Below are 26,110 nucleotides of genomic sequence, written 5' to 3'. Positions count from 1 at the left end.
CCTCACCCCTCGCTAAAATCGAAGCCGCACTGACGGTGATGGCGCAGCGTCAGCAGATGGATGCAGTCCTGATGGATGACATACAGCGCCAGGTAGTCTCCCAGGATGTACTCGCGCAGCTCGATGTCATCGCCCAGCAGCTCCCGCACGGCCGTCCAGGCAGCGAGCACCTCGGACGTTTCGGGGTTGCGGACGATGAACTCGCGTCCGATACGCGGTGCCTGCGCCAGACGTTTGGGAAGGGCCTCGTAGGCCTGGTCCAGCAGCGCCTGCGCCGCGGCATCCGCGCCAACGTCCAGCAGATGCGCGACAGCCTCGTCCAATCTGAGCTCGTAGGCCGCGCCCAGGAGGACCCGCATGCGTCAGGTGCCCGTCTTGCGGGCAGCGATCGCTGCGTCCAGCCGGGCCTGCGAGCGCGCCCTAGCCCCCTCCACTGGCAGGCCGGGCTTGCCCGCGCGAATGTCCTGCAAACCGCCGGCAACGTCGTTCAACAGGCCAAGCTGAGCGCTGCCCCGCGCCAGAGTTTCGCGCTCAAGCCGGTGGTAGTAGTCCAGCTTTCGGGCATCCACCAGCGCCACGTAGCTCTCGCCGTTGCGGGTGATGATCTTCTCGTGGCCAGAGCGCACCTCATCGGCCAACCGGGTCAGTTCGGCACGGGCTTTGTTGAAGGGCACGATGTCCTGCGAGGTGATGGGCATGGCTGGCTCCGACGCTATGTAGATAATAACGTTAAGGTATTCGTTGATGTTTGGCAAGCCGGACTACCGGTCATACGGCCCCGGCTGCGACAGCCGGATACCGGAGACGTCCAGTTGCCCGCTCATGAGCTTGGGCAACAAGGTGTCGCGGGCTTCAGTGAGCACGCGAACCTGGTTTTTGAGTGCCAGCACCGAATCCATCATTGGGTCAACGTGCTCGGCGAACGCCGTCGCAATACTAGTGCTCGGAACAAGCATCGAATGCTCGACAAGCGCCGATCGGCGAATGTGCTGCATCGTCGCACCGACTGCATGGCCTACGAGCTGTGGGATCGCCGCCTCAACTGCAAACCGCACCAACCTTCTGTGCGACTCACTCTTCGCTATCACTTTGAAAAGGTGTTGGTTAAGCAAAGCAGGTCCTTCACTCCACTCATTCACTAACAACGTGCCCGACCACGAGAAAAGCACGTCGCCAGTATCAATGTGGTTGCGCTTTGGGACGATCAGTCCGGGGTTGTATGGGGTTTTGGGAGAGACTCCGTCTCGCAACTCTGGAATCTTCACAACCGGAAAGCCGACTCCCTGAAGATGAGCTGGCTTGAATGCGAAGCCGTTGATGAAATCCGCAACATCAGTCAACGACTTACGCCCCCACCCCTCCGGCACACCATCCGTCACCTTGATGGCTTCATGACCGGGAAAGCGCAGGTGCACGAACCATTCGCGGTAGAGCCGGCGGGCGGCTTCTTCCAGCAGCGCTATGCGGCGTTGATTGGTGGCGATGAGGTCGTCGTAGGCGGAAAGTACCGCGACAACTTGGCGCTGCTCGTCAGGTTCAGGCAGGAGAAATTCATACGCGGCAATATCCTTCCCACTGATGTGGGGAATGTTCGCGCCCGTCGTCACAGCTTGGATATGCGCCGAAAATTCCGGCGCAGCAAGTACATAACGCAAGTAGCTTGTTTCAGCGACTCCCGATTTTCCACGAAGACGGCAAACTCGTTGCACGAGAAGTGAAGGCAAATCCTTGGGCTGAACCCACGCCATCTTCAAACCGTCATCGACAATGGGGCGATCCATTGCGAGAATCACATCATTCTCAGCAAGCTGATACTTCTCCAAACCAGATATCTCAGCCGATGGCCAGAGCTTGGTTTTGTCGCCCCAGCGGATGAAACCCTGCTGCACATTGTCTCCGCGCATCAGCTTCACACCTTCCGAACCCGCATCGAGAAATCCCGAACTTTTGAAGGCAAAGCCGATAAGCATGTCTGCGGCGTCACCAAGCCTCACGCCAACAACTCCTCGAAGTTGGCAGTGATGGTCGCGGCCAGATCGCCAGCCCTCTCGTTCAATTCCGCCAGTTCATTATGGATGGCGCGCATACGCTCGCCGAATCCTTCCTCGTCATCCTCGGCAACCGCCGCCACGCCCACGTAACGCCCCGGCGTGAGCGACCAGTCGTTCTGCTCGATGCGCTTGCGGGTGACGGCAGCACACAGGCCCGGCACGTCCACGAACTCGCCCTCAGGAAACCGTGACAGTAGCCAGTGCGCTTGTGCGATGAAGTAACCGGATTGCTTCAACGCCTCCAATACAAGGTCACGCACCGTGGCCGCTTCGTCCTTCTTCGCATCGGCGGCCAGCAGGGTGCGCCTGGCCTCGCGCACTGCCTTGGAGTCGAATGCGCGGCTGTTGCGCGCGCGCAGTTCCTTCTCGGCCTTGTCCAGCAGCTTCAGCCATTGCTTGTGTCGGGCCTCAAGCTGCCGGGCCGTGGCCTTCAGTTGCGGCGCAAGGTCTTCCAGCGCGGCCTGCGCGTCCTTCACGCTGGCAAGCTTGTCGGGCCGGGCCTTCGCAACGACCTTGCGTGCAAGCTCCACCGCCGCCTCAAGGTCTGCGATGGCTTGCCCGGTGTCCTTGCCGTCCTCGCTAGCCGCGTCAAGCTCTGCCTTGAAGGCCTCCAGCGTCGCTTCATCGAGCCGGGCCTCGTCGTCCACGCCGTCATTGAGCTCGGCCAGCGTCGCGCCTTTGGCGAACACGGTCAGGTGTTGGACCAGCGTCTCGATCGCCTCCGTGTCATCGGCCAGCCGCTGGGACAGTCGCGCCAACCAACCATCCGCCTGCTGCTGATGGCTCACCACCAGCCCCGCAAACCTGTCAGCCTGCCCGCGATACAGCCACACCACCGCGTTGAGGTTGGCAAGCTGTTCCTCACTGAACACATGCGATCGCGCCGACACCACCGTGTACACATTGCGCGCATCGAGCATCAGCACCGTATCCTTGCGCGACTCCGGCTTGCCCTTGTCGAAGAACCACAGCGTGCAAGGCAGAGTGCGGGTATAGAAGAACTTGTTGCCGATGGCGACCATCACATCCACGTGGCCGGTGTTGACCAGCTTCTCGCGGATCTCTTTGTCCTTGTTTCCTGCGTCCGAGGCGCTGGAGGCCATCACAAACCCGGCACGGCCCGTCGGATTCAAGTACGCGTAGAAGTACTGGATCCAGAGGCTGTTGGCATTGGAGATCGCCCCGGTCTTGCCAGCCAGGCCTGGCAGGCCGAACGGCAAGCGGCCATCGGGCGCAACCTGGCCTTCGACCCTCTTGGTCTCCACCCCATCCACGTTGAATGGAGGGTTGGCCATCACGAAGTCACACGCGCCAATCAGTGGTTCGATCTGGTCGTAGAAGGTATTGCCCTGGCGGATATTGCTGGCATCCAGGCCGTGAACCGCAAGGTTCATGCGGGCCAGCTTGGTGTTGGTGTCGCTCTTTTCCTGCCCATGGAAGACCACGCCGGCATCCAGCGGATCCTGACCATGGCTCTCAATGAAGTGGCCGGACTGCACGAACATGCCAGCCGATCCGCAAGCCGGGTCCAGCACCAGGCCATGGTCTGGCTCGATGACATTGACGATCATCCGCACCAGGGACGGCGGGGTGAAGAACTCGCCGCCCTCCTGGGCCCCGGTCATGGCGAACTTGTTGAGGAAATACTCGTAGATGCGCCCGAACACGTCGCCAGTGGCGTTGCGGATCGCCTCCCCGTCGAAGATCTTGATGAGGCGTGCCAACAGGTCCGGCTCGAACGCGGCGTAGCCGCGCGGCAGTGCTCCCTGCAGCACTTCATGCTCGGCTTCGATGCTGTCCATGGCTGCATCGATCGCCTCGCCTACGTTGGCACCGGTCGGCAGGCTGGCGATGTGCTCGAAGCGCGCGGCTTCCGGCAGGTAGATGGCGGCCTTGCCCTGGAAGCCCAGCTTGATGAGCGCCTCCCGCCGCGACGCGGGAACCTTGGGGTCGATCCCGGCGGCGATATCCGGGAGGTAGGCGTTGAAACGGTTGCTGGCGTGCCTCAGGAAGATCAACCCCAGCACCGGCATCGAGTACTCGCTGGCAGTGAGCTTGGAGTTGGCGCGGAGGTCGTCTGCCGATTGCCACAGGTCGCCTTCAAGTCGCTGGATGTTCATGGGGTGTTCTGATCCTTGTGCGTCTGCTGCAATTCTGCGAGAAGTTCAGTCCAGAAGTCCTCGGCGATCTCGGCTTGCTCTGCTTGTAAACCCTCGATCTGCCTCTGCAGTTCGTTTTCTCTCTCCAGAATATCGACCGCCGCATTGGCTAGCGCCGCGTTCAGTGCAAAGACTTTGAGCTTGCGAAGCGTGCCGATGGACATCATCGGAATGGTCGCGCCAGTCTTGATGCCTTCCAACACCTGTTGGCCCATCTTCGATCGCAGCCACAAGCCCAAGCCACGCAGGTCCACCTCAGGTCTCTCCCCCCTCAGGACCACAAACGATTGCCCTGCGATCCAGCCGCCCTCTCCCGGTGGCGGCACGTTGTCCGGCACGATGCCGACCTTGCCCGCGGTGCCTTTCACGACCAAAAGCAGATCACGCGGCCGCAGGAAGATGTCCATTGGATTGCCGGAACGCTTGGTCGCCAAGCGCACTCTCACGCTCTTTTCAGGAGTGTGGATGTAGCCGGTGCTGGGCAGATCGGCGGCCCCAACTTCGAGAACCTCGACTCCTTCTGCCACATCCACTCCGCGATCCCTGTTGGAGACCGGAATGAGGATGCGGACCACATCCTCCAGTGTTGCGGTTGGCAGGGTTTCCAGGCGCGCTTGCGCCTCACGCTGCTGCTCTGGAATCACGTAACGACCGACATCCAGCGTGGCATCGTTGGCGAAAATTTCATTCACGCCGACCATTTCCGCATACGAGCCCGCCTCTTGGCGTTGAGCGGGTGACTTGGTGTCAGCTTCGCCCCTCAGGCTCAGGCAGAAGTCCCGAATGAAGTCGGTGTTCTGCAGCACCACCCGCCCCTTCCCCACCGGCGCATGGAAATACGGCAGCGATGCATCCACGAACCCAACGCGGCGATGGCATGCCAGCGTGTTCAGCACCAGCATGGATGTCCCCAGCCCACTGGACTGGAAAACTCCATTGGGCATCGCGATGACTGCTTCGACCCAGCCCTGCTTCAACAGGTAATCGCGAACATCCCGATCCTTGCCCGAACTGAACAGAAAACTGTTCGGAACAACAATCACGGCGATCCCGTCCGTCTGGGCTGCCATGTGCTGCACCATCAGGCCCATCGTGCTCGCCTTGGCCGCAGGGAAACGCCTGTAGATGTCTTGCATAACCACGTCATCGACGCCGCTCGTCATTCCTATCGGGGGAATCGACAAGGTTGCATCGAACCTTTCCAGGTGTCCCCCATGGACTGCTGCGGGCGCGCGCAGCGGATCGCTTGACGCAACTGTTGTAGGCGCATCACGAAACAGGGCCAGCAATGCAGCAATCTGCGATCCCGCGTGTACTTCAGCGTGGACGCGCAGGCTGGAATGATCCATCAGCACACCGACAAGCCGGCCACTATTTTCCCAGGGCAAGTATGCCGACTGCGTGGATTCATCGATCGCCAGGTCCTTCATCAGTCGTGCCAGCTCAACGGGCACATCGAAACCCTCGAAGGCGTCACCAAGCAGGTCGCCGGCAACATCGACCGACGCGAACCTCTCGAACACGCCACCGTCGACCAGGTACTTCACAGTTCTAAGCGCGGCGAAGACCGCATCATTTGCCTGCTCGACGTATCGAGTGGCGTTGAAGAACGCCACGCCCAGCGCGCCGGGCTGCCAGAACAGCTTTTTGAGTACGCTCAGCAGCCCATCGACGCCTCCCTGGGCCAGAGCGGTATCAAGCGTGACATCGGCAGCAAGCCTGCCCTTAGCCGACAGATGCGCCCAGGTGAGCAACTGGAACGCCAGCAGCCTGGATTCATCCGGGCGGAGAGAGGTGCTGCGGAAGTGTTCCTGCACCTGGAACAGGACCTGCCCGGCATTGTCCTTGGCCATGATCAGTGCCCCCTGCCCGTGTAGCTGTACGTGGTGATCTGGGCGTCGCCTTCGGCAACGACCACCAGTCCCCCCTTGTCCATGATCTTCATGAGAGTGCGGAGCGCTTCGCGGAGCTGCTCCGACTTCTTGCGACTCAGGACGACCTTGTCGCCCTCATTCTCGCCGTACCCCAGCACCAGATCGATCATCGCCTGATTGATGCCCCGCTGGCCCATCCGCTGCTGAAAATGCCTTGTCTTGTGCATTGCAGTGCCCTCCGCTGTTGAGCGTAGATTGCACCGCGAGTAGAAGTAGGTCAATTGTAATCCTGCAGTAATTTCCTACTGCCATACTTTTGTTTAGTTTTTGTTCATCTTTTCGGGCGTAGTCAACAACGACGCAATCACCTTATCCCATTGAAACAAAAAGAAAAAAGCTGGGCTGAGGCCACCTACTCCTACTTCCAGCCCCCCGGAGACAGCCCCGTTCCAACTGCCGCTGCAGGCATGAACCCCGTCGACGGCGGCGCCAGGACTTCACACTCGCCTTTGGGCGCCGGCAGTTTCCGGATGACTCGAGCGGACTCCAGCCGGTCGATGAAGTCGTTGACGGGAGAGTAGAAGTTCGGGATCCGGTCGTTCTCCTCATCGGTGAACACCCAGTAGGCCAGTCGCCGCTTGCGAAATCCCGCGCGCTGGGCCTCGGCCCGATTGGCGTACTGGGCGACGAAGAGCCTGTACAGCTCCCGCTCGGGATGGAAGCTGCGGCGGACCCAGGCGGCGACGTCCCTCTGGTTGAACCGGTCACCCGGTCGCCGCTGTGCCACGAAATGACAGTGGGCCAGGAGCTGCCAAAGCGCCGGATCCACGCCGAAGATCCAGGCATCCTCGTGGGCGCGGAGACAGGCAGACCGAACCGCCGGGGAAACGGAGTCCAGGAGCTCACTGACCCGGCCTTCTGCACTGATCCGGTACTCGCGTAGAAGCCCGTCGACTCGCTCAGGCGATGTCAGCTCCATCAGCTGCCCCAGATCCGCGGCGTGTTGTGCACGCTTCTGTCGGCGCACGTAGGACCTCCGACCCTCCTTGTCCCTGGCCTGGCTCGCCTCGCGCTCCTGGCGAGCCTTGGCGGCCTTGACCATCTGATTCCGCAGCTCAGCGATCTCCCGGTTTCTTGCCGCAACCTGCTCCTCCAGCTCCAGCTTGTAGGCCTCCCACTCCGCGACTGCCTCGGGGCACGAGATCCAGCTGCGGTTGGCAGCGTCATCGAGCACCGCATGCTCGAAGGCCGCCAGATCATGGGGGATGTCCCGGTGCAGCTGGGAAAGGTCGATCTCGACCATCCTCCGGCCCTGGGCTTGGACTCGCTCCGCCTTGATGTCGCCCACGGCATGGGTCACACGAACCTCAATCAGGAGCTCGCCGACTTCATCCCTGCCAACGACGTCGGGCGTATAGGTGCCGAACGATCGCTCGATCTCAATGTCGCGCAGCTCCATGCTGCAGGCCGGTCGGTCAACCTGACGCCCCCAATGGAGGTGCCCATCCTCGTCCCGGGCACGCGGCGGGTTTGGCATGTCGATGGGGTCGCCGGTCCAAGCCGGGACCACCAGCCGCTGGTGATCGGCGATCAGCTGCTTGGCCCGCTCATGGATCCCGGTTTCGCGACCGGTCTGGCAGCCGGTGTCGGTCAGGTGGGCGAAATGGGGGCGCTTGCGCCTGCTCTCCTGGGCCTTTGCGACCAGGGGCGCATGGCACGCCGGGCAGACGCAGCCGCACGCCTTGCCCTTTGGCACCTCGCTCGGTGCCCAGATCCGGCCGTCTTTCAGCCCGAACGGGACTCGAAACCCGCCGCGCCGCGCCTGCGGGTTGCCGGACGGATTGCGGAGTGAGAACGGCTCTGGGATGGTATCCATGGTGCTTTCCTTGATCGGAGGGAAAGCAAAAATTCGCGGCAAACCATGGACGAAAACAGCTCCAAACCCGCCCAAACGGGTAATCCAGAGGTCAAATCCCTCCAATTGGCGCTTGATTGGCTGGATCGGGAGGGGGGCCAGCAGCGCAATGCTCGAGTGCTTCGGGAGGTCGTGGACACGACCCTGACCGCTGTTTCGCGCGGTGAACCGCCTCCTGACACGGACACCACGACCCTTCGGGCGCTCTTTCAGGAGCTGGAAGGGGCTGGGGATACCTCCTTGAAGGCGTTCCGGGCGACCGAGCTGGAGAATTGGTGGGGATCACGCCAGGAACAGATCCGCCAGAGGTGCGCTCAGGAAGGCTGCTCCCTGACGCCACACCTCGTGGTCAAGAAAGGCGGGGGCCGCGGGCTGCCCTCCAGGCTGTCCTTCGAATTTCACCGGACCATTGAGGCGGAGCCTGAGGAGGACAGCGCCTCATCACAGATCGATTCGACCCTGGTTCGCTACCAGATGGATCCCGTCAAGCCAGCCCTGTGGCTGAGGCTGACGGTGGGCAGCAGGCCGTTCCCCGTGCAGTCATGGCGCGGCTACGTGCTCATCGGCAGCGTAGTCCTGAACATGGCCCTGATTGGGCTCGTCTGGTGGTGGCTGTACGCCTCATGGGCAAAGGGCCAGCCAGTGACCACCGCCGCGCCAGCCCAGCTCGGTCTCGCGATGCTGATTACTGGGTGGCTGTGGTGGGTGTCGCTGCCGGTGTTCCGCCTGCCGACGCAGCGAGTCACGATGGCGGGGCCGTCCTATCTGGCGATGAGCGAGCTCTACGGACAGCTTCGCACCATGCCGGTGCCGGGGCGGAAGCTGAGATCCCGTGAGTTTGCTGTCGTGCGCCACTGGGGCACGTGTCCGATCTGCTCGGCCGAGGTCGACCTGGACTCCGGGCGGGCGGCGTTTCCGGACCGGCTGGTTGGTCGCTGCCATGATGCGCCGCTGGAGCACGTGTTTTCATTCGACCCGGTGCGCCTGGTGGGGAGGCCTCTGGTAGCAGCAACGCAAGACTAAGCTGAGATGCGATCCGGTGACTGCGCAGACTCACGGGGCTGATCACTCAAACCAGCCAACCGTCGACAATCAGCAGGTCGACGTTGATCAGCAACCCCCGGAAGGAGGCTTTCGGCCAGAAGCGGACACCGTGCCTCAAGTTGCCAGGCTCGGGCCAAAGCACGCTCATCCCTTGCTCAGTGTCTACAGGATCAAGCCGATGCCTGCCTTAGCGAATTGTCACGCGAAAAGCAGGTCGCTGTTCGCTTAGCTCGCCGCCGCATGCAGGACCTGAGGATTGCACAGACAGAAGATTAGAGACCGAGCCACTTCTGAAGGCCGGGGTGAAATTTCCATGCCAGCAAGACAAGCCCCATCGCAATCGGAACCCAAGCCAGCACCCGGATACCCCAAAGTGTGCGAATGAGAAACGTGCGCTGATTCAAGAATCCACCACCGGCCTGACGCAGCCGATCTGCGATGGAGGTCGGATAGCTTTGCATCTTCTTTCTGAACTGGTCGAAGATCACCTCGAAACCATGGTCGATCCGTCCCAGCTGCATCAGCTGGTTATGAATCAGTCCGGAGAAGAGCAGCGATACCACCAAGGCACCCAGAAACAGCAGATAGCTTTCGACAATTCCACCCGTCCTGTAGATCGCGATCAGGACCGCGAACGGCAGGGGCAGTGCCAGGAACTTGGCCGCGCTATCACCCATGACCGAACTAAGCTTGTTGGAGAACTCCAACTCCATCTGTGAGATTTCCAGGCGCACTTTCTCGAAAGAGAAGTTGCTGATGTAGCAATCGACATCGAAGGCATGCTTCGCCAAAACGTCGGACCAATGTGTCACCAGGAAGGTGAAGGCGTTTTCGCCCACCGGCGCGCGGCCCACAACCTCGGCCACGGCCAAACGGAACAGCGCACGATGCTCGTGAACATGAAGGGCAAGCGCATTCTGATCAGACGTCAGCCGGCGCAGGGGCTCAAGATCAAGGTGGGGCACGGCGAGCGCGGATGGCTCCAACCGGGTAGAAAGCGTGAGCGTACGCGGCGGGGCCTTGTCGCCCGCCGGGATGACGAACACCAGCCGCCGTGAGTCGGCGGGCCCGCCTTGCTCGGTGGGCAAGGAGATCCTCACAAGCAGTTGGATCAACTCGCACAGCGCATAGGCACGACTCAATGCCTCGGGCGGATCAGGCTCGCCTGCCCAGTAGTTTTCTTCGACCAGGTAAAAGTTCTGGGGCTGCTCGCCTCGGCTAAGCGCTTGGGATCTGGCGACAAAATCTTCAACGTCCAGATAGAAACGGCCGAGATCGTTATCACCTACCAGCCAGCAGAACTCCAGGTGGCCGCTTCCGTCCTCATCGGGCGGATCTATAAAGCGCCCGTACGCGTCATCAATTGCCTCACAGGACGCAATTGCCGCACGAAGAGGCGCCGAAGCCATGCCCGAATAGCAAAACCGCCCCGTCTCGAAGGCGGGGTGCTGGCTTTCGCGATAGAGCGAGACGACGTGAGAGAACATCGCACTACCTGTCCTCATCACCAGGCAACATTGCCCGTGCTGCCAAGGCCGCCTCGATCTGTCTGACCATGCCCTGTGGTAGGTGCGTGACCGTTACGCTTTGCTCTTGCGGATTGTAGATAATTTCGCCTTCGCCCACGCCCAGCGCGCCGTTCTCGAAGCTGAGTTGCCAGCGTGGCCCCTTGCCGACGATCCGCGTATACGCGCGTAGCACTTTCGCGCTTAGCGGGAACTCGTCCGGAATCTGCACGCCGTCGCTATTTAAGTGATCCTTCAAGCCATCGACATGGCGCTCAAAATCCACACCGACCGTGTGACGAACCACAGCAGCGATCGTGTCGAGCGTCACCAGAGTGCCATCCCCTTGCTCGCACATGTAATCGATGACAGCCATGCGCGCAGCAGAAGCCTTGTCGCGGATCTCCGCCACGGACTTAACGAATCGGTAGACTTCGCTGACGACCGCTTTGGTCGTTCGACCCGACGCCACGCCTTTCTCGCAACCCAGGGCCTCCACGAAGTAATCGGCCACGTCTGACTGCGACTTGCGATTGACGAAGCACAGATAAGTCTTTTCCTCAGCGGCTTCCGGCTGGTCGTCGGCGACGGGCGATTCTCCCGATGCTTGCGCCAGGACGCTTTGGTAGCGATCCAGGTTAACGCGTGCGGCTTGATGCAGCTTGGACAGGTCGATCTCAGTGATCTGCGTCGGCTCCAGATCGGCCGACAACACCATGCCGCTACGTTCTTTGATCATGGCGACAAGCAGAAAGTCCGTCGCCTGGATGCGATAGGCAATAAAACAGATGTGCCCGCCGGTAGCGAAGTTTTCCTCACACGCCTTACTTTCCAGCTCCCGCATGGCCACGTGGGAAGAGGCGATGAATGCCTCCTCCGTACAGCCGCCGAGCAGGGACTGAACCGAACTCGGGAACAGACCCTCGCGGCGGTTGGTACCAAACTGTCCCCAGAAAACCGAGCTGCCATCCTTGCCGACCAGTTTGGCCAGTTGCTCGGCCAACGATCGGACCGCAGGCTTATCGATGTCCAATACGCTGTCACGCGTGCGGATGCTCGCGGCGGCCGATCCTGCGGCCTTGTCCAGCGAATGAATAATTGCGAACTGCAGTTCGTCCATAGCCTCCCCTGTTTATCCCCGTCCCATCGCAGGGGGTGCGACAGCCTGCGCGGTCCAGGGGACAGCATGGCCGTTCGCCCCACGCCCTGCAAGCGCAGGGGCTTCCGTCTCCCACAGGCAGTCCCTAGTTGGGAGCTAGCTGCCAGTCACCCATGCGGTGCAGCCCCCGACCGGGGGAAGGCGGCCGTACCGGTTGATCCTGTTGGAACCGCCACCAGCTCCGGCTCGAGTGTTGAGAGCCGGGTCTAGCTAGCCAGTCCTCAGAGTGCCGCTAGAGACGGCGCAAGCTCAGTCACCTCAATCGAGGGCTGACAAGCCTCCAGAGATAGAACTCGCCCTGAGGAAGTTCCACCCGCCGCAGAATTTGCGCTTTCGACCTTGGTCGGCGCCTCGAGGTCAGTCGAAGTCCTATGTCGGAGGCGGGCCACGGGTCCGGCTCGAAGGCCGCTTGGCGTCCAGCATAGGCGAGCCCTCCAGCAGCTCGGCCAACTACAGCGCATCCTCGAGCTCAACCCGGGGGGGGCGCCAAAGCAATGTCCGCTTAGGGTCGAAAGCCGTCTCATCGGACCTGAGCATCGTTGTTCGATCTGTTGGTCTTGTGGCCTGAATGCGCGCGAACGAAAAAAGTAGGTTACCGATGGCAGCCCGCCAGCCCCTATTGGCTGGCGGGTGAATTGACTGGCAAGCACCCACCGGGTCTGGCCTATGACCATCACACCCATCCACGCTCAGCCAAGGCCGTCGTCTGGTGACCGCCCACAACAATGTGGTCGAGCAGTCGCACATCCACCAAGGAGAGCACCTGTTTGAGTTGCGCCGTGACAGCTCGATCCGCTGCGGAAGGTTCAACCGATCCAGAAGGGTGGTTGTGCCCAATGATGATCGCGGCGCAGTTCGTCCGGATTGCGTGTCGAACAACCTCCCTGGGGTGTACTTCAGCACCGTCGATCGTTCCTTGGAACAGCTCTGCGTACTCAATGAGGCGGTGACGGCTGTCGAGGAACGCTGCGGCGAACATCTCCCGCTGGAGTCCCGACAACTTGTCCCGAAAGAACTCCTTTGCCTTCTTCGGATCGGTGAAAGACGCCCCTCGCCTCATCCGCTGCCCGACCACGGCTCGTGCCGCTTCCACGATCTCGTCACCGCTGGCGACCTTGTATCTGCGTGACTTGCTCCTCACGTAGAGCGACAGGTGCTCTGGCGTGTCTTTGTCCATCGCTTCCTCATCTATAAGATGGCCCTACAGGACCGGAAACGACGAAGGGGCGCACGGGCGCCCCTTCGATCGCTGTTCGTGTTTGCCCGGTCAGCCGCCAGGAGACGCCTGGTGTCCGGGTGAGTACTTCGTCCCCGTCGCGGTGTACATCCACACCAGGAACCTGCCAAAGCCGTACAACGCGAAGCCGTAGACGACCACTGCGCCAATCACCCTCGTCATCGCACCCTCCTTCGCTTGGCGTCATGCGGTGCCGGCACGGGCGACCTTCTTCTGAAGGCGCTCGTGCAAGCTGACGGTGTCGCTGGTTTGCGCTGGGGCGCCGGAACCCGGCTCCTGGCTATCCGGATAGAACTCCTCCACCACGGCCGGGACATCCTCTGCCAGGTCCTCAAACGCGCCATTGGCAAACCCACGGCGAGCGGCCTCGTCCAGGGCTTCCTGATCGAACCCCGCGTCCCTGCGGCTCTGGTCGACCTCCCGCGCCTGGGTAATGGCCTGTTCCAGCGTCAGCCCCGAGCGGACGACCAGGTCGACGTAGTAGATCGCTGAGCGGAAGCTCATCGTCGTCGACTTGCCCCGTAGCTTGAGCTCCAAGGGCATGCAGGCGAGTCTTCCGCCCGACACGGCGTGGAAGTACTGCAGCCGGGCCGCGAGCGTGCGGATGGTGTTGTAGGACGTGGTGCGCAGCACGAAGCTGCCCAGCTCGTCCTCCTCCCCCACTCGTACGTTGAGTCGGGCATAGGCCTTGCATTCGCCCATGGCGAACGCGCAGGCGTCCGGACCCGGACAGGACTCCTGGGTGACGCCCTCCTTGGCCATCCGGCGGCTGGTCTCTCCATTGCCCACGCACACCGGCCTGCCCGTACTCCGGTCGAACAGGGAGTAGTCCGCCCTCAGGTTCAACGCCGGGTCGTCGAACAGCAGCTGGACCGGGACCGATCGAAGCTTGCCGCCGGCATCCTTGCGTAGGGCCTCGTCGAGCGGGTGCAGGATCCACCCTTCCCTGTTCTGCACCTGACTGGTCAGAGTGAACTGGTCATCCTTCTCCGGCAGGCGCTTGCCGTTGCGCTCGACCACACGGCCGATCGAGATCCGCCCAACCACGGGCGGCGTGATTGCCAGGCCTTTCAGCATGGTCATGCTCCTTCTGGTGAGTGGGTGACGATCCGGAAGCGACGGCTCCCGGGCCTGGTGACGGTGAACTCGGCCACGAGCTCGGGGTGCGCCTCGACCAGCTTCTTGGTGTCGACGCTGGAGCTGTCCTTGGATCGGCGGAAAGTGATCTCACCGGTCGGGAACACTGCCTTCGAGGCTTCCCCCATCGCCTCCTGCAGCCGCTGGCGAAGGCACTCGGCCTGCTTGGCCTTCTCATCGATCTCGTCCCTGAGCGAGACAAGGCCCCTGAAGGCTTCCGAGAGCGCCCCGTCCTCGCTGAAGTCCACCGTGGTGTCGTTGCCCCGGTACAGGCTCCTGAGCGCCTTGGCGGCCGATTCACTGCCGTCGGCCGGCGGTGGAACGTCCTGGGTGACGTACTCCCAGAACCGGGCTTCCAGAACGACCAGGCGGGAGATGATCTCCTCATCCCGCTCGACCCGGTGGATCTCCAGCTTCTGGCCGCACAGCAGTACCGCCACGTCCGCGGCATCCTTGCCCGTGACCGCCAGCTGGTGCTGGACCTGGAGCTGGACGTATTCGGGCACGCCATCGCGCCACAGACGCGCTCCAAACTCCCCGGCCGTCTTGCACTCAAGGATCTGGACGTCCGGGTTGCCCACGACCTCGCGGTCGATGTTGGCCAGCATGTAGCTGTAGGTGGGGTGCTGCAGGACGGCGTTGAGCCGGCGGACCTTGATGCCCGTCCGCTGCGTGTAGGCCGAGGCCACGTAGGGCTCCAGCAAGGTGCCCCAGTACATGGGCGAGTCCTGACCCGGTTCCTCGTCCTGGACGGCCCGGCCGGTCTTCTCCATCCATAGCTCCAGCTGGCTCTTGTAGGGGCAAAGGCCGACTGCCGCGGCGGCGTCCGAGCTGCCGATTCCCTGCTTACGGACCTCCAACCACTCCTCACGCGCCATCTCCCGCGTGTCGATCAGGCGCAATGCCGGTGATCTGCTCATTACGGTTTCTCCAAAGAAAAAGGCCCGGCGCTCCTTTCGGAGGCCGGGCCTATGGGTTGCTGTTGAAACGGCTTGACGAGTGCTGGCTTCTAGGCCGGCGAGACCTTCATTGCGGTGGCAACGATGCGATCCAGGATGGCGGGGGCAAGATCAACGGACCCTCCGGCCAGCAGGTGCCGGCCGAAGTCCCGACCGAAGGGTTCCGCTACCTCGTAGCACCACAGGCCCGGAAACACCTCGCTGCAGGCCTGCCACGTCCGTCCCAGCAGCTCGGCCTGGTCGATGCACGCCCGGATGTAGCCCCACTCCCCCTCGAACGGCATGTCCGAGTAGGGAGTGCAGCTCTTGTCCAGGGCGTGCTTGGCGTCAATGGCGATGTAGGCCACGTCGAGACGATCGACCGCCATCGCTCAGGCCACCAGTTTCAGCGCTTCATCCCACGCGCGCTGCTTGATCTGGGCGCCCGCACCGAACCAGGCCGCTTCCCTGCGGTGATCGTCACTGCGGGCCCGCCGATGGTGGTCGACGAACTCGGTGACGCTGCTCAGCACGCCCCAAGCCGTTCCTTTGGCGCTCGCCAGCTCGGACCCCTTGCCTGCGCCGTCGTACAGGGCGCGAGCGGTCTTGAACGCCTGCTCATTGACCGCTACGCCCTCCCCGTCCGGGTTCGGATAGGTCAGGACCCGACGAAGCAGGCCATCGACCGAGTCCGGATCCACCGGGCAGTCGACCAGCGCCTTCATGCGGGCGACGAACGAGTCCCAGGTGGAGACGGTGATCCCGAGCTGGCGCTTCACCAGGTCCGGATTGAACTGGCTGCGGTGGGGCACCTTCACGGCCCCGGCGTTGCTGCCCAGGGCGATCGACAGGGTGTTGTTGCAGACCACTCGGACCGAGGTGAACTGGGCGGTCGTGGCCAGGGTACCGTCGCAGGCCGTGGCCAGCAGCAGGTAGCCGTCCACGCGGTCCCTTCGCTTCAGGACGGTGCTCTGCCCGGTCTTGGCCAGCGCCCAGAACTTGCGCCCCTCGCGGAGCACGCCGGCCGACTCCAGCTCGAAGCCGCCGACTTCGGTCAGGTCGCGGTAGAACTCCAGGATCTCACCCGGCTGGACCACCTTGTACCGCTTGGACACGACCGACAAAGGCGCTTGCGTGTCGGACCGGTACAGGACTTTCTGCTCCGGGAAGGCGTTGATGGCACCGATCCCGTTCTTGCCAACCACGTAGCGGACCTCCGACTCTTCGATCGACCAGTCCATGCCGGCCTCCCGCTTCCAAACATCGATCGGCTGTTGCGGCGCCAGCTTGTGACCGAGGCCGTGCCACGGCCGCTCGCCGGCATAGGCCATTGTTTCAACCAGGTGCATCGTCTCTTCTCCTTAATCTCGGGCATAAACGCACAAGGCCCGGCGATTGCCGGGCCTTGTGGTGTGTCACGGGTTGGATCACGGGAACTTCGGGTGTTTACTGCGGACGCAGCTGGCAACGCTCACCAGAGCTGTTGCGATTACCACAAGGATGCAGTAGATCGCCTCCGACCTGTCACTCATAGGGAATCCAGGATTAAGGCACACAAGGAGCGCTGTGCCCTTGCGCAAAGCCAGACCCTACTGGCTTCAACGAGGTGATATGTAGGTAAGATTCTTTTGAATCGCGTTTTGATGCGTTGTTCAACGCGCTCGGCCGGAGGTGCGTTCCATAATGCCGCTCCGTCACGGTTGCTGTTGTGGCTGACCGGCATGCCAGCCGACGTCCGCTTTCGACGGCGGTTTCATACGATCGATGCAACACATAGCTAACTGCCCAGGCAGCAGGAGTGTTGCGGATGAAGCGAAGAACCCGGATCCAGTACACCGATGCCCAGAAGGGCCTGATGTGGGACCGCTGGCAGAAAGGCGAGTCGCTGCACCAGATCGCCAAGCTCTTCGACAGGCACCACACGTCGGTGCGCGTGATTCTTGCTGCGACCGGCGGTATCCGCCCTGCGGCTAGACGGCGATCGGTCCGGGCGCTGACCCTGGCCGAGCGCGAAGATGTCTCGCGGGCGTTGGTTGCCGGCCATTCGATCCGATCGATCGCAGTGGCGCTGGGGCGGGCACCGTCGACGATCAGCCGGGAGATCCGGCGCAATGGCGGCGCCGAGCGGTACCGTGCAAGCCATGCGGACCAGGCGGCGTGGGACCGGGCGCATCGCCCGAAGACTTGTAAGCTGGCACTACATCCTGCGCTGGCGAAACGGGTGGCGGACAAGCTGCAGCAGCAGTGGTCGCCGCAGCAGATCGCCGGCTGGCTGATGCGTACCTTTCCGAGCGATGCGACCTGTCAGGTGTCCCACGAAACGATCTACCGCACGCTCTTCATCCAGTCGCGCGGCGCGCTGAAGAAAGAGCTGCTGGAGCATCTGCGACGGACGCGGGCCATGCGGCGATCGCGCCACCACACACAGAAGACGGCGGACCATGGCCGCATCTGCGACACCATATCGATCCGTGAACGCCCCGCCGATGTCGAGGATCGGGCGGTTCCGGGGCACTGGGAAGGCGACCTGCTGTTCGGCAGCGGCAACAGCCAGATCGCCACGCTGGTCGAGCGCAGCACACGCTACGTGATGCTGGTGAAGGTCGATCGCAAGGACACGAAGACAGTCGTGGATGCGCTGATTGAGCATGCGCGCCAGTTGCCGAACCAGCTGTACCAGTCGCTGACCTGGGATCGTGGCAAGGAGCTGGCTGACCATCGCCGCTTCACGTTGGCCACCGACATCCAGGTCTATTTCTGCGATCCGCAGAGCCCTTGGCAGCGCGGTTCCAATGAGAACACCAATGGCCTGCTGCGGCAGTACTTTCCGAAGGGCATCGATGTATCGGGCTTTACGCAGGCCCAGTTGGATGAGGTGGCAAGACGACTGAACGAACGGCCACGCAAGACGCTGAAATTCGAGACGCCAATCGAGCGTTACCGACAGGCTGTTGCGTTGACCGGTTGAAACCGCCACCCGAAGCGGACATTCGCATGATTTGAATCGAAAAGGCCCGCATCTCTGCTGGGCCTCCGCATTCTGAGCGATCAGGAAGTGAACCTGACCCCGTTGTTCCTCCCCTACCCGTTGCGCTTCCTGTTCGCCAGCAAGCCGGAGGCCATCAGCCCGGTGCTGGGCATCGTGCATCGTGTGATCGCCGGTTGGCTTGCCGATCAGGCCGGCGTGCCGCGGGATACGGCGCAATGCGGCGTGGTGACCCTGATCCAGCGCTTCGGCAGCGCGCTGAATCTCAACATCCACTTCCACATGCTGTGGCTCGACGGCGTGTACGAGGACACCACCGAGCGTCCGCAGCGCAAGCCGCGCCTGCACCGCACCCGTGCGCCCACATCGGCGCAACTGACGGAACTGGCCAACACCATCGCGCATCGCGTGTGCCGGCACCTGTCGCGCCGCGGCTGGCTCGAAGGCGAAGACGAATCCGTGTTCCTGTCCGACAGCGCGGGTAGCGACGACGGCATGGATGGGCTGCGGATGAGTTCGATGACCTACCGCATCGCCACCGGTCGCGACGCTGGCCGCAAGGTCGTCACCCTGAAAACGCTACCCGGTGATGCGGGTTCTCTGGACGGCGACGCCGGCAAGGTCGGCGGCTTCTCGCTGCATGCCGGCGTGGCCGCGGAAGCACACGAAAGCCACAAGCTCGAAAAGCTGTGCCGCTACATCACGCGCCCGGCGATCAGCGAGCAGCGGCTATCGATCTCGCCACAGGGCAGGGTGCGTTACCAGCTCAAGACGCCGTGGCGCAATGGCACCACGCATGTCGAATGGGATGCGGTGGACTTCATCGCCAAGCTGGCGGCACTGGTCCCGCCACCTCGCGCGCATCTCACCCGCTTCCACGGCGTATTCGCCCCGAATGCAAACCTGCGTGCGCAGCTGACGCCCTCGGGGCGCGGCAAGCGGCCTGCGGGCGATGCGGCGCCGGTTGACGCAAGCGCCCACGACGAGCCGCGCAGCCCCGAGCAGAAGCGCCGTGCGATGAGCTGGGCGCAACGGCTCAAGCGGGTCTTTTCCATCGACATCACCACCTGCGCCCACTGCGGCGGCGCGGTACGGATCGTCGCCAGCATCGAGGAACCCACCGCCATCCGCGCCATCCTCGCCCACTTCGAGAAGCACGGCGCGCTGGAGCAAGCGCACTACCGGCCCGCAGCGCGCGCGCCGCCGCCGGCCGCGTGACGAGGTGCCGGCCACGCAGCCGGCAGCCAAGCCAGAGTCCGATCCGATGCGGCCACGACCCCGCAGGGCTGCGCTCGGCCCTGTGCCGGGATTCGGTGAGAAATGGCTACGCACTGAGCCGCTGCGTGGCCCCGCGATGTCGAAAACCCACGCATGAACCCCCGATCTGTGCCCGATCTGTGCCCAAAGCGGCGCTTGCGTGGCCGCGTCCTACCCGCCAGACTCGCCAAAAAGGGCGGTTGAACTTCCTATACCCAGGGCGCGTGCGCGAGTGGCGCGCCGACGCCGGCCCCGACGATCCCGCACGGCTGCGCGCCTGGTCCGGCCCCGGCAGCGACGATGCGCCCTTCGATCCGCAGCTGGCCGGGGAGGCGCCACCCGCGCTGGGCTATCGGCCGCTGACCGGTGGGCTGCCGGCGGCCGGGCCGGGCGCGGCCGACATGATGCGCTGGCAGGCACTGGGCCGGGGCCGCATCGGTGTCGTCACCGTGGCCGACAGCTGGCAGCTGCCGCTGGCGGGCCGGGCCGATCTGCACGGCGAGTTGTGGAGTGCCTGGGCCGCCGCACTGGCCCGTCCGCCCGGCGCGGCCGTGGCTGGCTTCCGCGGCGAGGCGCGGGTCGGCGAGCGCGTGGCGCTGTGCGACCTGGCGCCCGGCGCGCGCGTGGTGGCGCCCGATGGCCGCGCGATCCTCCCCGTGCCCGATCCGGCCGCCGACGGCTGCGCCGGCCTGTGGCCGCGCGCGCCCGGCTGGCACCGCGTCGACGGCGGCGACGTGCTGTGGGTGCGTGGCGTCGACGATGCGCCCGGCATGCAGGCGGCCGCGCTGCAGGCCGGGACCCGACGGCTCGCGGGCGCCGGCGCCGGCGCGCAGACGCCGCCGCCCCGTGCGGTGCCTGCCGTCGTCTGGTTCTTCGCCTGCCTGCTGGTCACCGCGCTGCTGTGGGCGCTGCACCGCATGCGGCGCGGGCGCGGCGGCGTCGCTCCCATCGCCTGAGTGCGCCACCCGCGCTGCGGACACGGCCTGTTCACAGATCCGTGACGGGACTTCGGCGACCCTAGGCGTCCTGCCGCACGTCGGCCTGCCCGGGGTGTGTGGCGTTGCGAGTCCGTGTCCTGTTGTTACTGAGCGTGCTGCTGGCGGCCTGCAGCGATGCGCCCGACGCCCCGCCGCCGCCGCGCCCGGTGATCGTCCAGCTGGTCGAAAGCGCGTCCGCCGACCGCACGCTGCGCCTGCCCGGGCGTGTGGAGGCCGCCGAAGGCACCGAACTCGCGTTCCAGGCTGATGGCCGCATCACCCGGTATCGGGTGAGCGACGGCGAACGGGTCGAACGCGGCCAGGTCCTGGCCGAACTCGACGACACCGACTACCGCCTGCAACTGGGCGAGGCCGAGGTCGCCCTGCGGACCGCCGAGGCCGATGTCGCCCGCCGCCGCGGCCTGCGCGACGAAGGCATCCTCGCGCCGGCCGCGGTGGAACAGGCCGAGGCGCAGCTGGCGAGTACGCGCGCGAACCGCGATGCCGCGGCGCGCCAGGTGGGATTCACCCGGCTGCGCGCGCCGTACGCGGGCGTGGTGGTGCGCCGCCTCGCCGCGGCCGGCGTGGTGGTGCCGGCCGGCGAACCGGTGCTGCGGATGCAGGATGCGGACTTGATCGAGGTCGTCGTCGACGTGCCCGAGCGCGACGCCGCGCGCCTGGCGTTCGGTCCCGCACTCGTCGCCCGCGGTCGCGTGCTCGCGTTGCCCGAACTGCCGCCGATGGTCCTGGCCTACCGTGAACATGCGACCGCGCCGGATGCGCAGTCACGCAGCTATCGGCTGGCGTTGCGCGGTACGCCGCCGCCGGGTGCCAACGTGCTGCCCGGCATGGCGGTGCAGGTGGCGATCGAAGACCCGGCGCCCGCCACGCTCGCGGCCGGCCAGCACCGTGTGCCGGCGAGCGCGGTGCTGAGCGCGGCCGACGGGCAGGCGGTGGTGTGGACGGTGGGCGAGGACGGCGCCGCGCAGCCGGTGCCGGTGCGGGTGCACGCGATCGAGGGCACGCAGGCGCGCATCGAAGGCGAACTTGCGCCATCGGCGCAGGTGGTCGTCGCCGGTGCACGCCTGCTGCAGGCCGGGCAGATCGTCGAACCGCGCATCCGGCGCTGACCCGGCATGGAGATCGCGCGTTACGCCATCCGCCACCCGGTCAATGTCTGGCTGCTGATCCTCGCCTGCCTGGTCGGCGGCGTGTTCGCCTATTTCAATCTCGAGCGGCTGGAAGACCCCGAGTTCACGATCAAGGAAGCGGTCGTGACCACGATCTACCCCGGCGCCAGCGCCGAACAGGTGGAGCGCGAAGTCAGCGACGTGCTCGAAAGCGCGGTCCAGCAGCTCACCCAGCTCAAGCAGGTGCGCACGACGTCGCGGCCCGGCTATTCCGAGCTGCGGGTGGAGATCCTCGAGCGCTATTCCAGCGAGGAGATTCCGCAGATCTGGGACGAGCTGCGGCGCAAGATCAACGACACCGCGGCCAGTCTGCCGCCCGGTGCGCAGGCGCCGGTGGTCAACGACGATTTCGGCGATGTCTTCGGCCTGTACTACGCGATGACCGGCGACGGCCTCACCCGCACCGAGCTGCACGAGGCCGCCAAGACCCTGCGCCGCGGCCTGCTGCCGGTGGAGGGCGTGGGCAAGGTCGAGATCGCCGGCGCGATCGAGGAACGGTTCGTCGTCGAGATTCCGCAGGCGCGCCTCGCCGCGCTGCGCATCGCGCCCGAGGAGATCGCCGGCGCACTGGCCGATGCGGAAACCGAACTGCACGCCGGTGGGCTGCGCAGCGAGGACCTGTACCTGCGCGTCGCGCCCGGCGGCGCCTTCGATACGCTGCAGGCCCTGCGCACGTTGCCGGTGGGGCGCGGCGATGCGCGGGTGACCCTCGGCGACATCGCGCAGATCCGCCGCGAGTTCGCCGAGCGGCCGGCCCAGATCATCCGCCACGACGGGCGCGAGGCGCTGACCATCGGCGTCGCCGGCCTGCCGTCGGTGAACATCGTCGACGTGGGCGAGGCCGTCGACGCGGCCCTGGCGCGGCTCGAGCCGACCCTGCCGCTCGGCGTCGAACTGCATCCGATCTACCAGCAGGCCGATGTCGTCGACGCGGCGGTGACCAGCTTCGCGATCAACGTGGCGATGTCACTGGGCATCGTGATCGGCGTGCTGTGTCTGGTGATGGGCTGGCGCGCCGGCGTGATCATCGGCAGCGTGCTGCTGCTGACTGTCGGCGGCACGCTGCTGGCGATGTATCTGCTGGGCCTGCAGCTCGAACGCGTGTCGCTGGCGGCGCTGGTGATCGCGATGGGCATGCTGGTCGACAACGCTGTGGTGATCTGCGACGGCATGCAGGTGCGGCTGCGCCAGGGGCACTCGGCGATGCGCGCGGCGCGCGAGTCGGTCCGGCTGACGCAATGGTCGCTGCTCGGCGCGACCATCATCGGCATCCTCGCGTTCGCCGGCATCGGCCTGTCGCAGGACACCACCGGTGAATTCCTGTTCTCGCTGTTCTCGGTGATCCTGATCTCGCTGCTGCTCAGCTGGGTGCTGGCGATCACCGTGGTGCCGCTGCTGGGCTACTGGTGGCTGGCGTCGAAGGACGCGCGCGAGCGCGACGACGAAGACGGACGCGACGGCGACGGCGATGCGGGCGACAGCCCCTACCGGGGCAGGTTCTACGACCGCTTTCGCGGCGTGCTCGATGCGCGACTCGGTCGTGCCGGCCTGACCGTGACCCTGGCGACACTGCTGACCATCGGCTGCGTCGTCGGATTCGGCTTCCTGCCGCAGTCGTTCTTTCCGCCCGCGTCCACGCCGATGGCCTTCGTCGACATCAACACCCGCCAGGGCAGCGACATCCGCGCCACCGACGCCGCGGTGCGCGAGGTCGAGGACTATCTGGCCCAGGAGTTCCCCGAGGTGCTCAGCCGGGTCGCGTTCGTGGGGCAGGGCGCGTCGCGCTTCATGCTGACCTACGCGCCGGCGATGCCCGACAGCGCGTTCGCGCAGGTCATCCTGCTGGTCGACGACGCCGACGTGCTCGAGGACATGCTCACGCGCCTCAATCGCGAAGCCGCAGAGCGCTTCCCCGAGCTGCGCGTGCACGCGGCGCGGCTGATGTTCGGCGGCGCGTCCGAGGCGCGCGTCGAGGCGCGCTTCAGCGGTCCCTCGGGCGAGACGCTGCGCGAGATCGCGGCGCGTGCCGAGGCCATTTTCCGCGACACGCCGATGCTCGAGAACGTGCACCACGACTGGGGCGAACGCGAGCTCGTGCTGCGGCCGCGGCTGGATCTGCAGCGCATGGCCGAGGCCGGACTCGGTCGACAGGACATCGCCCAGGCGCTGACCATGGCCACCGAAGGCGTGCCGCTGGCGGTGCTGCGCGAGGGCGATGCGCAGCGCCAGGTGCTGCTGCGCGCGCCGGACGACGAGCGCCCTGCGCCGGAGGGGTTGCTCGATCGCCTCGCCTGGAGCGCGGGCGCGACGGCCTACGTCCCGATCGCCCAGGTGGCCGATCGCGTCGACGTGGTGCAGGAGGACGCCGCGATCCAGCGCCGCGATCGCGTGCGCACCATCGCCGTGCAGGCCGAGCCGGTGGTCGGCGTGGAGGCGAGCGACGCCCACGCCGACATCCGCGAGGCGATCGAAGCCATGCCGTTGCCGCCCGGCTACACCCTGACCTGGGGCGGCGAATTCGAGAGTTCCGGCGATGCGCAGACGGCCCTGATGCGCACGCTGCTGCTGCCGTATCTGGGCATGATCCTGGTGACCGTGCTGCTGTTTTCCCGCGTGCGCCAGCCGGTGGTGATCTGGCTGGTGGTGCCGATGTCGATCTGCGGCGTGACCATCGGGCTGGCGATCTCCGGCCAGCCGTTCGGCTTCGTGGCGCTGCTCGGTCTGCTCAGCCTGACCGGCCTGCTGCTCAAGAACGCGATCGTGCTGGTGGAGGAGATCGACCGCCGGATGGCCGAAGGCGGCAATGGCCGCGCCGCGATCGTCGAAGCGACGACGAGCCGCCTGGTGCCGGTGACGATGGCGGCCGGCACCACGGTGCTGGGCATGGTGCCGCTGCTGTTCGACGATCTGTTCGCATCGCTGGCCGTGACGATCATGGGCGGTCTGGCGTTCGCGACCGTGCTCACCCTGGTCGTCGTGCCGTGCCTGTACCTGCTGGTCTTCAAGGTGCCGCGCGACGACGACCGCAGAACCGCGGAGGCACGCGCATGAAGATCTCCAGGCTCGGTGTCCTCGCGGCCGCGCTCGCGCTCGCCGCCTGCAGCACGCCGCCGGTGCGCGAGCGGCCGCCGCTGCCGGCGGCCTACTACGCGCCCGCGGGTGATGCTGCGCGGCCGGCCGATCCGGCGGCGCTCGCATACTGGTGGCGCCAGTTCGACGATCCGCTGCTGGCGGAACTGGTCGAGACCGCGCTGGTCCGCAGTCTCGACCAGCAGGCGGCGCTGGCCCAGCTGCGCATCGCACGCGCGCAACTGCGGCAATCCCGCGCGGCGCTGCTGCCGCGGCTCGATCTCGGCGGTCAGGCCAGCCGCCAGATCATCAATACCGATGCGCTGGCCGACACGCCGCTGGGCGAGGAATTCGATGTCGGCGGCGACGTCAATTTCGACACCTGGCAGCTGGCGCTGCAGGCCGAGTGGGAAGTGGATCTGTTCGGCGCGAACCGGCTGCGCCGCGATGGGGCCGGGCGCCAGGTGCAATCGGCCGAGGCACAGCTGGTGGCGGTGCGCCTGGGCGTCGCATCCAATCTCGCGCAGGGCTACGTGCAGGCGCGCGCGCTGCTCGCCCAGCGTGCACTGCTCGACGAAGGCGTGCGCATCGCGCGTGAGGCCGAGCGTGTCGCCGACGGGCGCTTCCGGCTGGGCGAGGTCACCCGACTGGATGTGGAAGCCGCCGGCGCGCAGCGCGCGGCGCTCGAAGCGCAGCGCGGCGACATCGACGCCGGTCTCGCCGAAACCGCGTTCGCGCTGGATACGCTGATCGACCGGCCGCACGGAACGGTGCTGCAGCGCCTGGGCGACGGCACGCGCGTGCCGATGGCCGATGCCGGGATTCCGCGCGGACAGCCGATGGATCTGTTGCGCCGACGACCCGACGTCATCGCCGCGGTCGCCGGGCTGGAGGCCGCCGAACTGGCGGCGCTGGCCAGCCGCCGCGACCTGTTCCCCAAGCTGGGGGTCAGCGCGGCGCTCGGGCGCAGCGGGGTCGCGATCGGCGATCTGTCCGGTGCTTCGGACCTGCGCTCGCTCGCCGCGCAGCTCGGGTTTCCGTGGCTGGACTTCGGCGCCAGCCGCGCGGCGATCGATCTCGCCGACGCGCAGGCCGACGCCGGCTTCGTCGAGCTGCGCCAGGCGCTGGCCACCGCATTGCAGGAGGTCGAGACCGCGACCGCCCAGCTCGCCGCGCGCGGGGCGCAGCGCGCCGCCCGTGGGGAAGCGCTGTCACGCGCCGAACGCACCCGGGCGATGGCCCGACGCACCTACGAGGTGGGCCTGGCCAATCTCGCCGACCTGCTCGATGCCGAGCGCGCATGGCTCGATGCACGCCAGCAGGCGCTCGACACCGAGCGCGCCGTCGCATTGGCACAGATCGCGCTCTACACCGCGCTGGGCGGTGGCTGGCGTGCGCCGGACGCCGCCGCGCCGCAGGAGGCCGCGGTACGCGACACCATCGAGTCCGTGCCCGATCGCATCCGCGCACCCGCGTCGCCCGCTGGCGATTGAGTCGCCGAGAGGCGGGCGCCCGGATGCGTGCCGCCATCCTCGCCCACTTCGAGAAGCACGGCGCGCTGGAGCAAGCGCACTACCGGCCCGCAGCGCGCGCGCCGCCGCCGGCCGCGTGA

Annotated in this window: 20 protein-coding genes and 1 pseudogene; 7 read left to right on the top strand and 14 right to left on the bottom strand. The window is 65.3% G+C overall.

The window, feature by feature from the left end; genetic code table 11:
• Window positions 1-2: 2 nt before the first annotated feature.
• The 7 genes from A7X97_RS18605 to A7X97_RS18575 form a co-directional block, all read right to left on the bottom strand.
• Window positions 3-323 (bottom strand): type II toxin-antitoxin system RelE/ParE family toxin, encoded by a 321-nt coding sequence (locus tag A7X97_RS18605; protein WP_164242517.1) that lies wholly within the window; start codon window positions 321-323, stop codon window positions 3-5.
• 39 nt (window positions 324-362) lie between these two features.
• Window positions 363-698, bottom strand: coding sequence for a type II toxin-antitoxin system Phd/YefM family antitoxin (locus tag A7X97_RS18600; protein ID WP_111008284.1), 336 nt, complete (start codon window positions 696-698; stop codon window positions 363-365).
• A gap of 63 nt (window positions 699-761) precedes the next feature.
• The gene (locus A7X97_RS18595) at window positions 762-1,994 is read right to left on the bottom strand and encodes a restriction endonuclease subunit S (RefSeq protein WP_111008283.1); all 1,233 of its coding nucleotides are present in this window, start codon (window positions 1,992-1,994) and stop codon (window positions 762-764) included.
• Window positions 1,991-4,171: a type I restriction-modification system subunit M gene (locus A7X97_RS18590; RefSeq protein WP_111008282.1), complete on the bottom strand. Its 2,181-nt coding sequence runs from the start codon at window positions 4,169-4,171 to the stop codon at window positions 1,991-1,993. The genes A7X97_RS18595 and A7X97_RS18590 overlap by 4 nt, the downstream gene beginning before the upstream one ends.
• Window positions 4,168-6,063, bottom strand: a complete 1,896-nt coding sequence (locus tag A7X97_RS18585; protein ID WP_111008281.1) for an N-6 DNA methylase — start codon at window positions 6,061-6,063, stop codon at window positions 4,168-4,170. Before A7X97_RS18585 ends, A7X97_RS18590 begins: the two co-directional genes overlap by 4 nt.
• 2 nt (window positions 6,064-6,065) lie before the next feature.
• Entirely contained in the window at window positions 6,066-6,365 is a 300-nt protein-coding gene (locus A7X97_RS18580; protein WP_245885062.1) for a DUF4258 domain-containing protein, read from the bottom strand.
• 137 nt (window positions 6,366-6,502) lie between these two features.
• Window positions 6,503-7,960, bottom strand: coding sequence for a competence protein CoiA family protein (locus A7X97_RS18575; RefSeq protein ID WP_099470519.1), 1,458 nt, complete (start codon window positions 7,958-7,960; stop codon window positions 6,503-6,505).
• A 45-nt stretch (window positions 7,961-8,005) separates the two neighbouring features.
• Here A7X97_RS18575 and A7X97_RS18570 point away from each other — a divergent pair, with 45 nt between their 5' ends.
• Complete coding sequence (locus A7X97_RS18570; RefSeq protein ID WP_099470518.1) at window positions 8,006-9,022, top strand: hypothetical protein; 1,017 nt, start codon at window positions 8,006-8,008, stop codon at window positions 9,020-9,022.
• A 293-nt stretch (window positions 9,023-9,315) separates the two neighbouring features.
• Here A7X97_RS18570 and A7X97_RS18565 read toward each other — a convergent pair whose 3' ends face one another.
• The 7 genes from A7X97_RS18565 to A7X97_RS18535 all read right to left on the bottom strand — a co-directional run bounded on the left by A7X97_RS18565 (window position 9,316) and on the right by A7X97_RS18535 (window position 16,368).
• Window positions 9,316-10,530 (bottom strand): hypothetical protein, encoded by a 1,215-nt coding sequence (locus A7X97_RS18565; protein WP_111008279.1) that lies wholly within the window; start codon window positions 10,528-10,530, stop codon window positions 9,316-9,318.
• A gap of 4 nt (window positions 10,531-10,534) precedes the next feature.
• A complete protein-coding gene (locus tag A7X97_RS18560) occupies window positions 10,535-11,668 on the bottom strand; it encodes a nucleoid-associated protein (RefSeq protein ID WP_111008278.1) in 1,134 nt (377 codons plus the stop codon).
• A gap of 712 nt (window positions 11,669-12,380) precedes the next feature.
• Complete coding sequence (gene radC / locus A7X97_RS18555; protein WP_111008277.1) at window positions 12,381-12,884, bottom strand: RadC family protein; 504 nt, start codon at window positions 12,882-12,884, stop codon at window positions 12,381-12,383.
• Between the two features lie 243 nt (window positions 12,885-13,127).
• Entirely contained in the window at window positions 13,128-14,021 is an 894-nt protein-coding gene (locus tag A7X97_RS18550) for a recombination directionality factor (RefSeq protein WP_099470514.1), read from the bottom strand.
• Window positions 14,022-14,023: 2 nt separating this feature from the next.
• Window positions 14,024-15,001, bottom strand: a complete 978-nt coding sequence (locus A7X97_RS18545) for a YqaJ viral recombinase family nuclease (RefSeq protein ID WP_099470513.1) — start codon at window positions 14,999-15,001, stop codon at window positions 14,024-14,026.
• A gap of 89 nt (window positions 15,002-15,090) precedes the next feature.
• Complete coding sequence (locus A7X97_RS18540; RefSeq protein ID WP_099470512.1) at window positions 15,091-15,408, bottom strand: hypothetical protein; 318 nt, start codon at window positions 15,406-15,408, stop codon at window positions 15,091-15,093.
• Window positions 15,409-15,411: 3 nt separating this feature from the next.
• A complete protein-coding gene (locus A7X97_RS18535) occupies window positions 15,412-16,368 on the bottom strand; it encodes a DUF932 domain-containing protein (RefSeq protein ID WP_099470511.1) in 957 nt (318 codons plus the stop codon).
• A gap of 458 nt (window positions 16,369-16,826) precedes the next feature.
• On the opposite strand from A7X97_RS18535, the gene A7X97_RS18530 reads away from it, so the two are divergent.
• From A7X97_RS18530 to A7X97_RS18500, 6 genes and pseudogenes are all read left to right on the top strand, one after another.
• Complete coding sequence (locus tag A7X97_RS18530; RefSeq protein ID WP_111008276.1) at window positions 16,827-17,987, top strand: IS30 family transposase; 1,161 nt, start codon at window positions 16,827-16,829, stop codon at window positions 17,985-17,987.
• A 102-nt stretch (window positions 17,988-18,089) separates the two neighbouring features.
• A pseudogene (locus A7X97_RS18525) lies at window positions 18,090-19,223 on the top strand (transposase); the annotation flags it as partial.
• Window positions 19,224-19,462: 239 nt separating this feature from the next.
• Complete coding sequence (locus tag A7X97_RS18515; RefSeq protein WP_146260259.1) at window positions 19,463-20,218, top strand: hypothetical protein; 756 nt, start codon at window positions 19,463-19,465, stop codon at window positions 20,216-20,218.
• Window positions 20,219-20,322: 104 nt separating this feature from the next.
• Window positions 20,323-21,369 carry an efflux RND transporter periplasmic adaptor subunit gene (locus A7X97_RS18510; RefSeq protein WP_171974408.1) on the top strand — a complete coding sequence of 349 codons (1,047 nt, stop codon included), beginning with the start codon at window positions 20,323-20,325 and terminating at the stop codon, window positions 21,367-21,369.
• Window positions 21,370-21,375: 6 nt separating this feature from the next.
• A complete protein-coding gene (locus tag A7X97_RS18505; RefSeq protein WP_075077143.1) occupies window positions 21,376-24,480 on the top strand; it encodes an efflux RND transporter permease subunit in 3,105 nt (1,034 codons plus the stop codon).
• The gene (locus tag A7X97_RS18500; protein ID WP_075077144.1) at window positions 24,477-25,991 is read left to right on the top strand and encodes an efflux transporter outer membrane subunit; all 1,515 of its coding nucleotides are present in this window, start codon (window positions 24,477-24,479) and stop codon (window positions 25,989-25,991) included. Before A7X97_RS18505 ends, A7X97_RS18500 begins: the two co-directional genes overlap by 4 nt.
• Window positions 25,992-26,110 lie beyond the last annotated feature (119 nt).

Source organism: Stenotrophomonas sepilia (assembly GCF_003244875.1).
In the GTDB taxonomy this organism is placed as follows: Bacteria; Pseudomonadota; Gammaproteobacteria; order Xanthomonadales; family Xanthomonadaceae; genus Stenotrophomonas; species Stenotrophomonas sepilia.
This window is presented reverse-complemented; position numbering and strand designations above follow the sequence as displayed.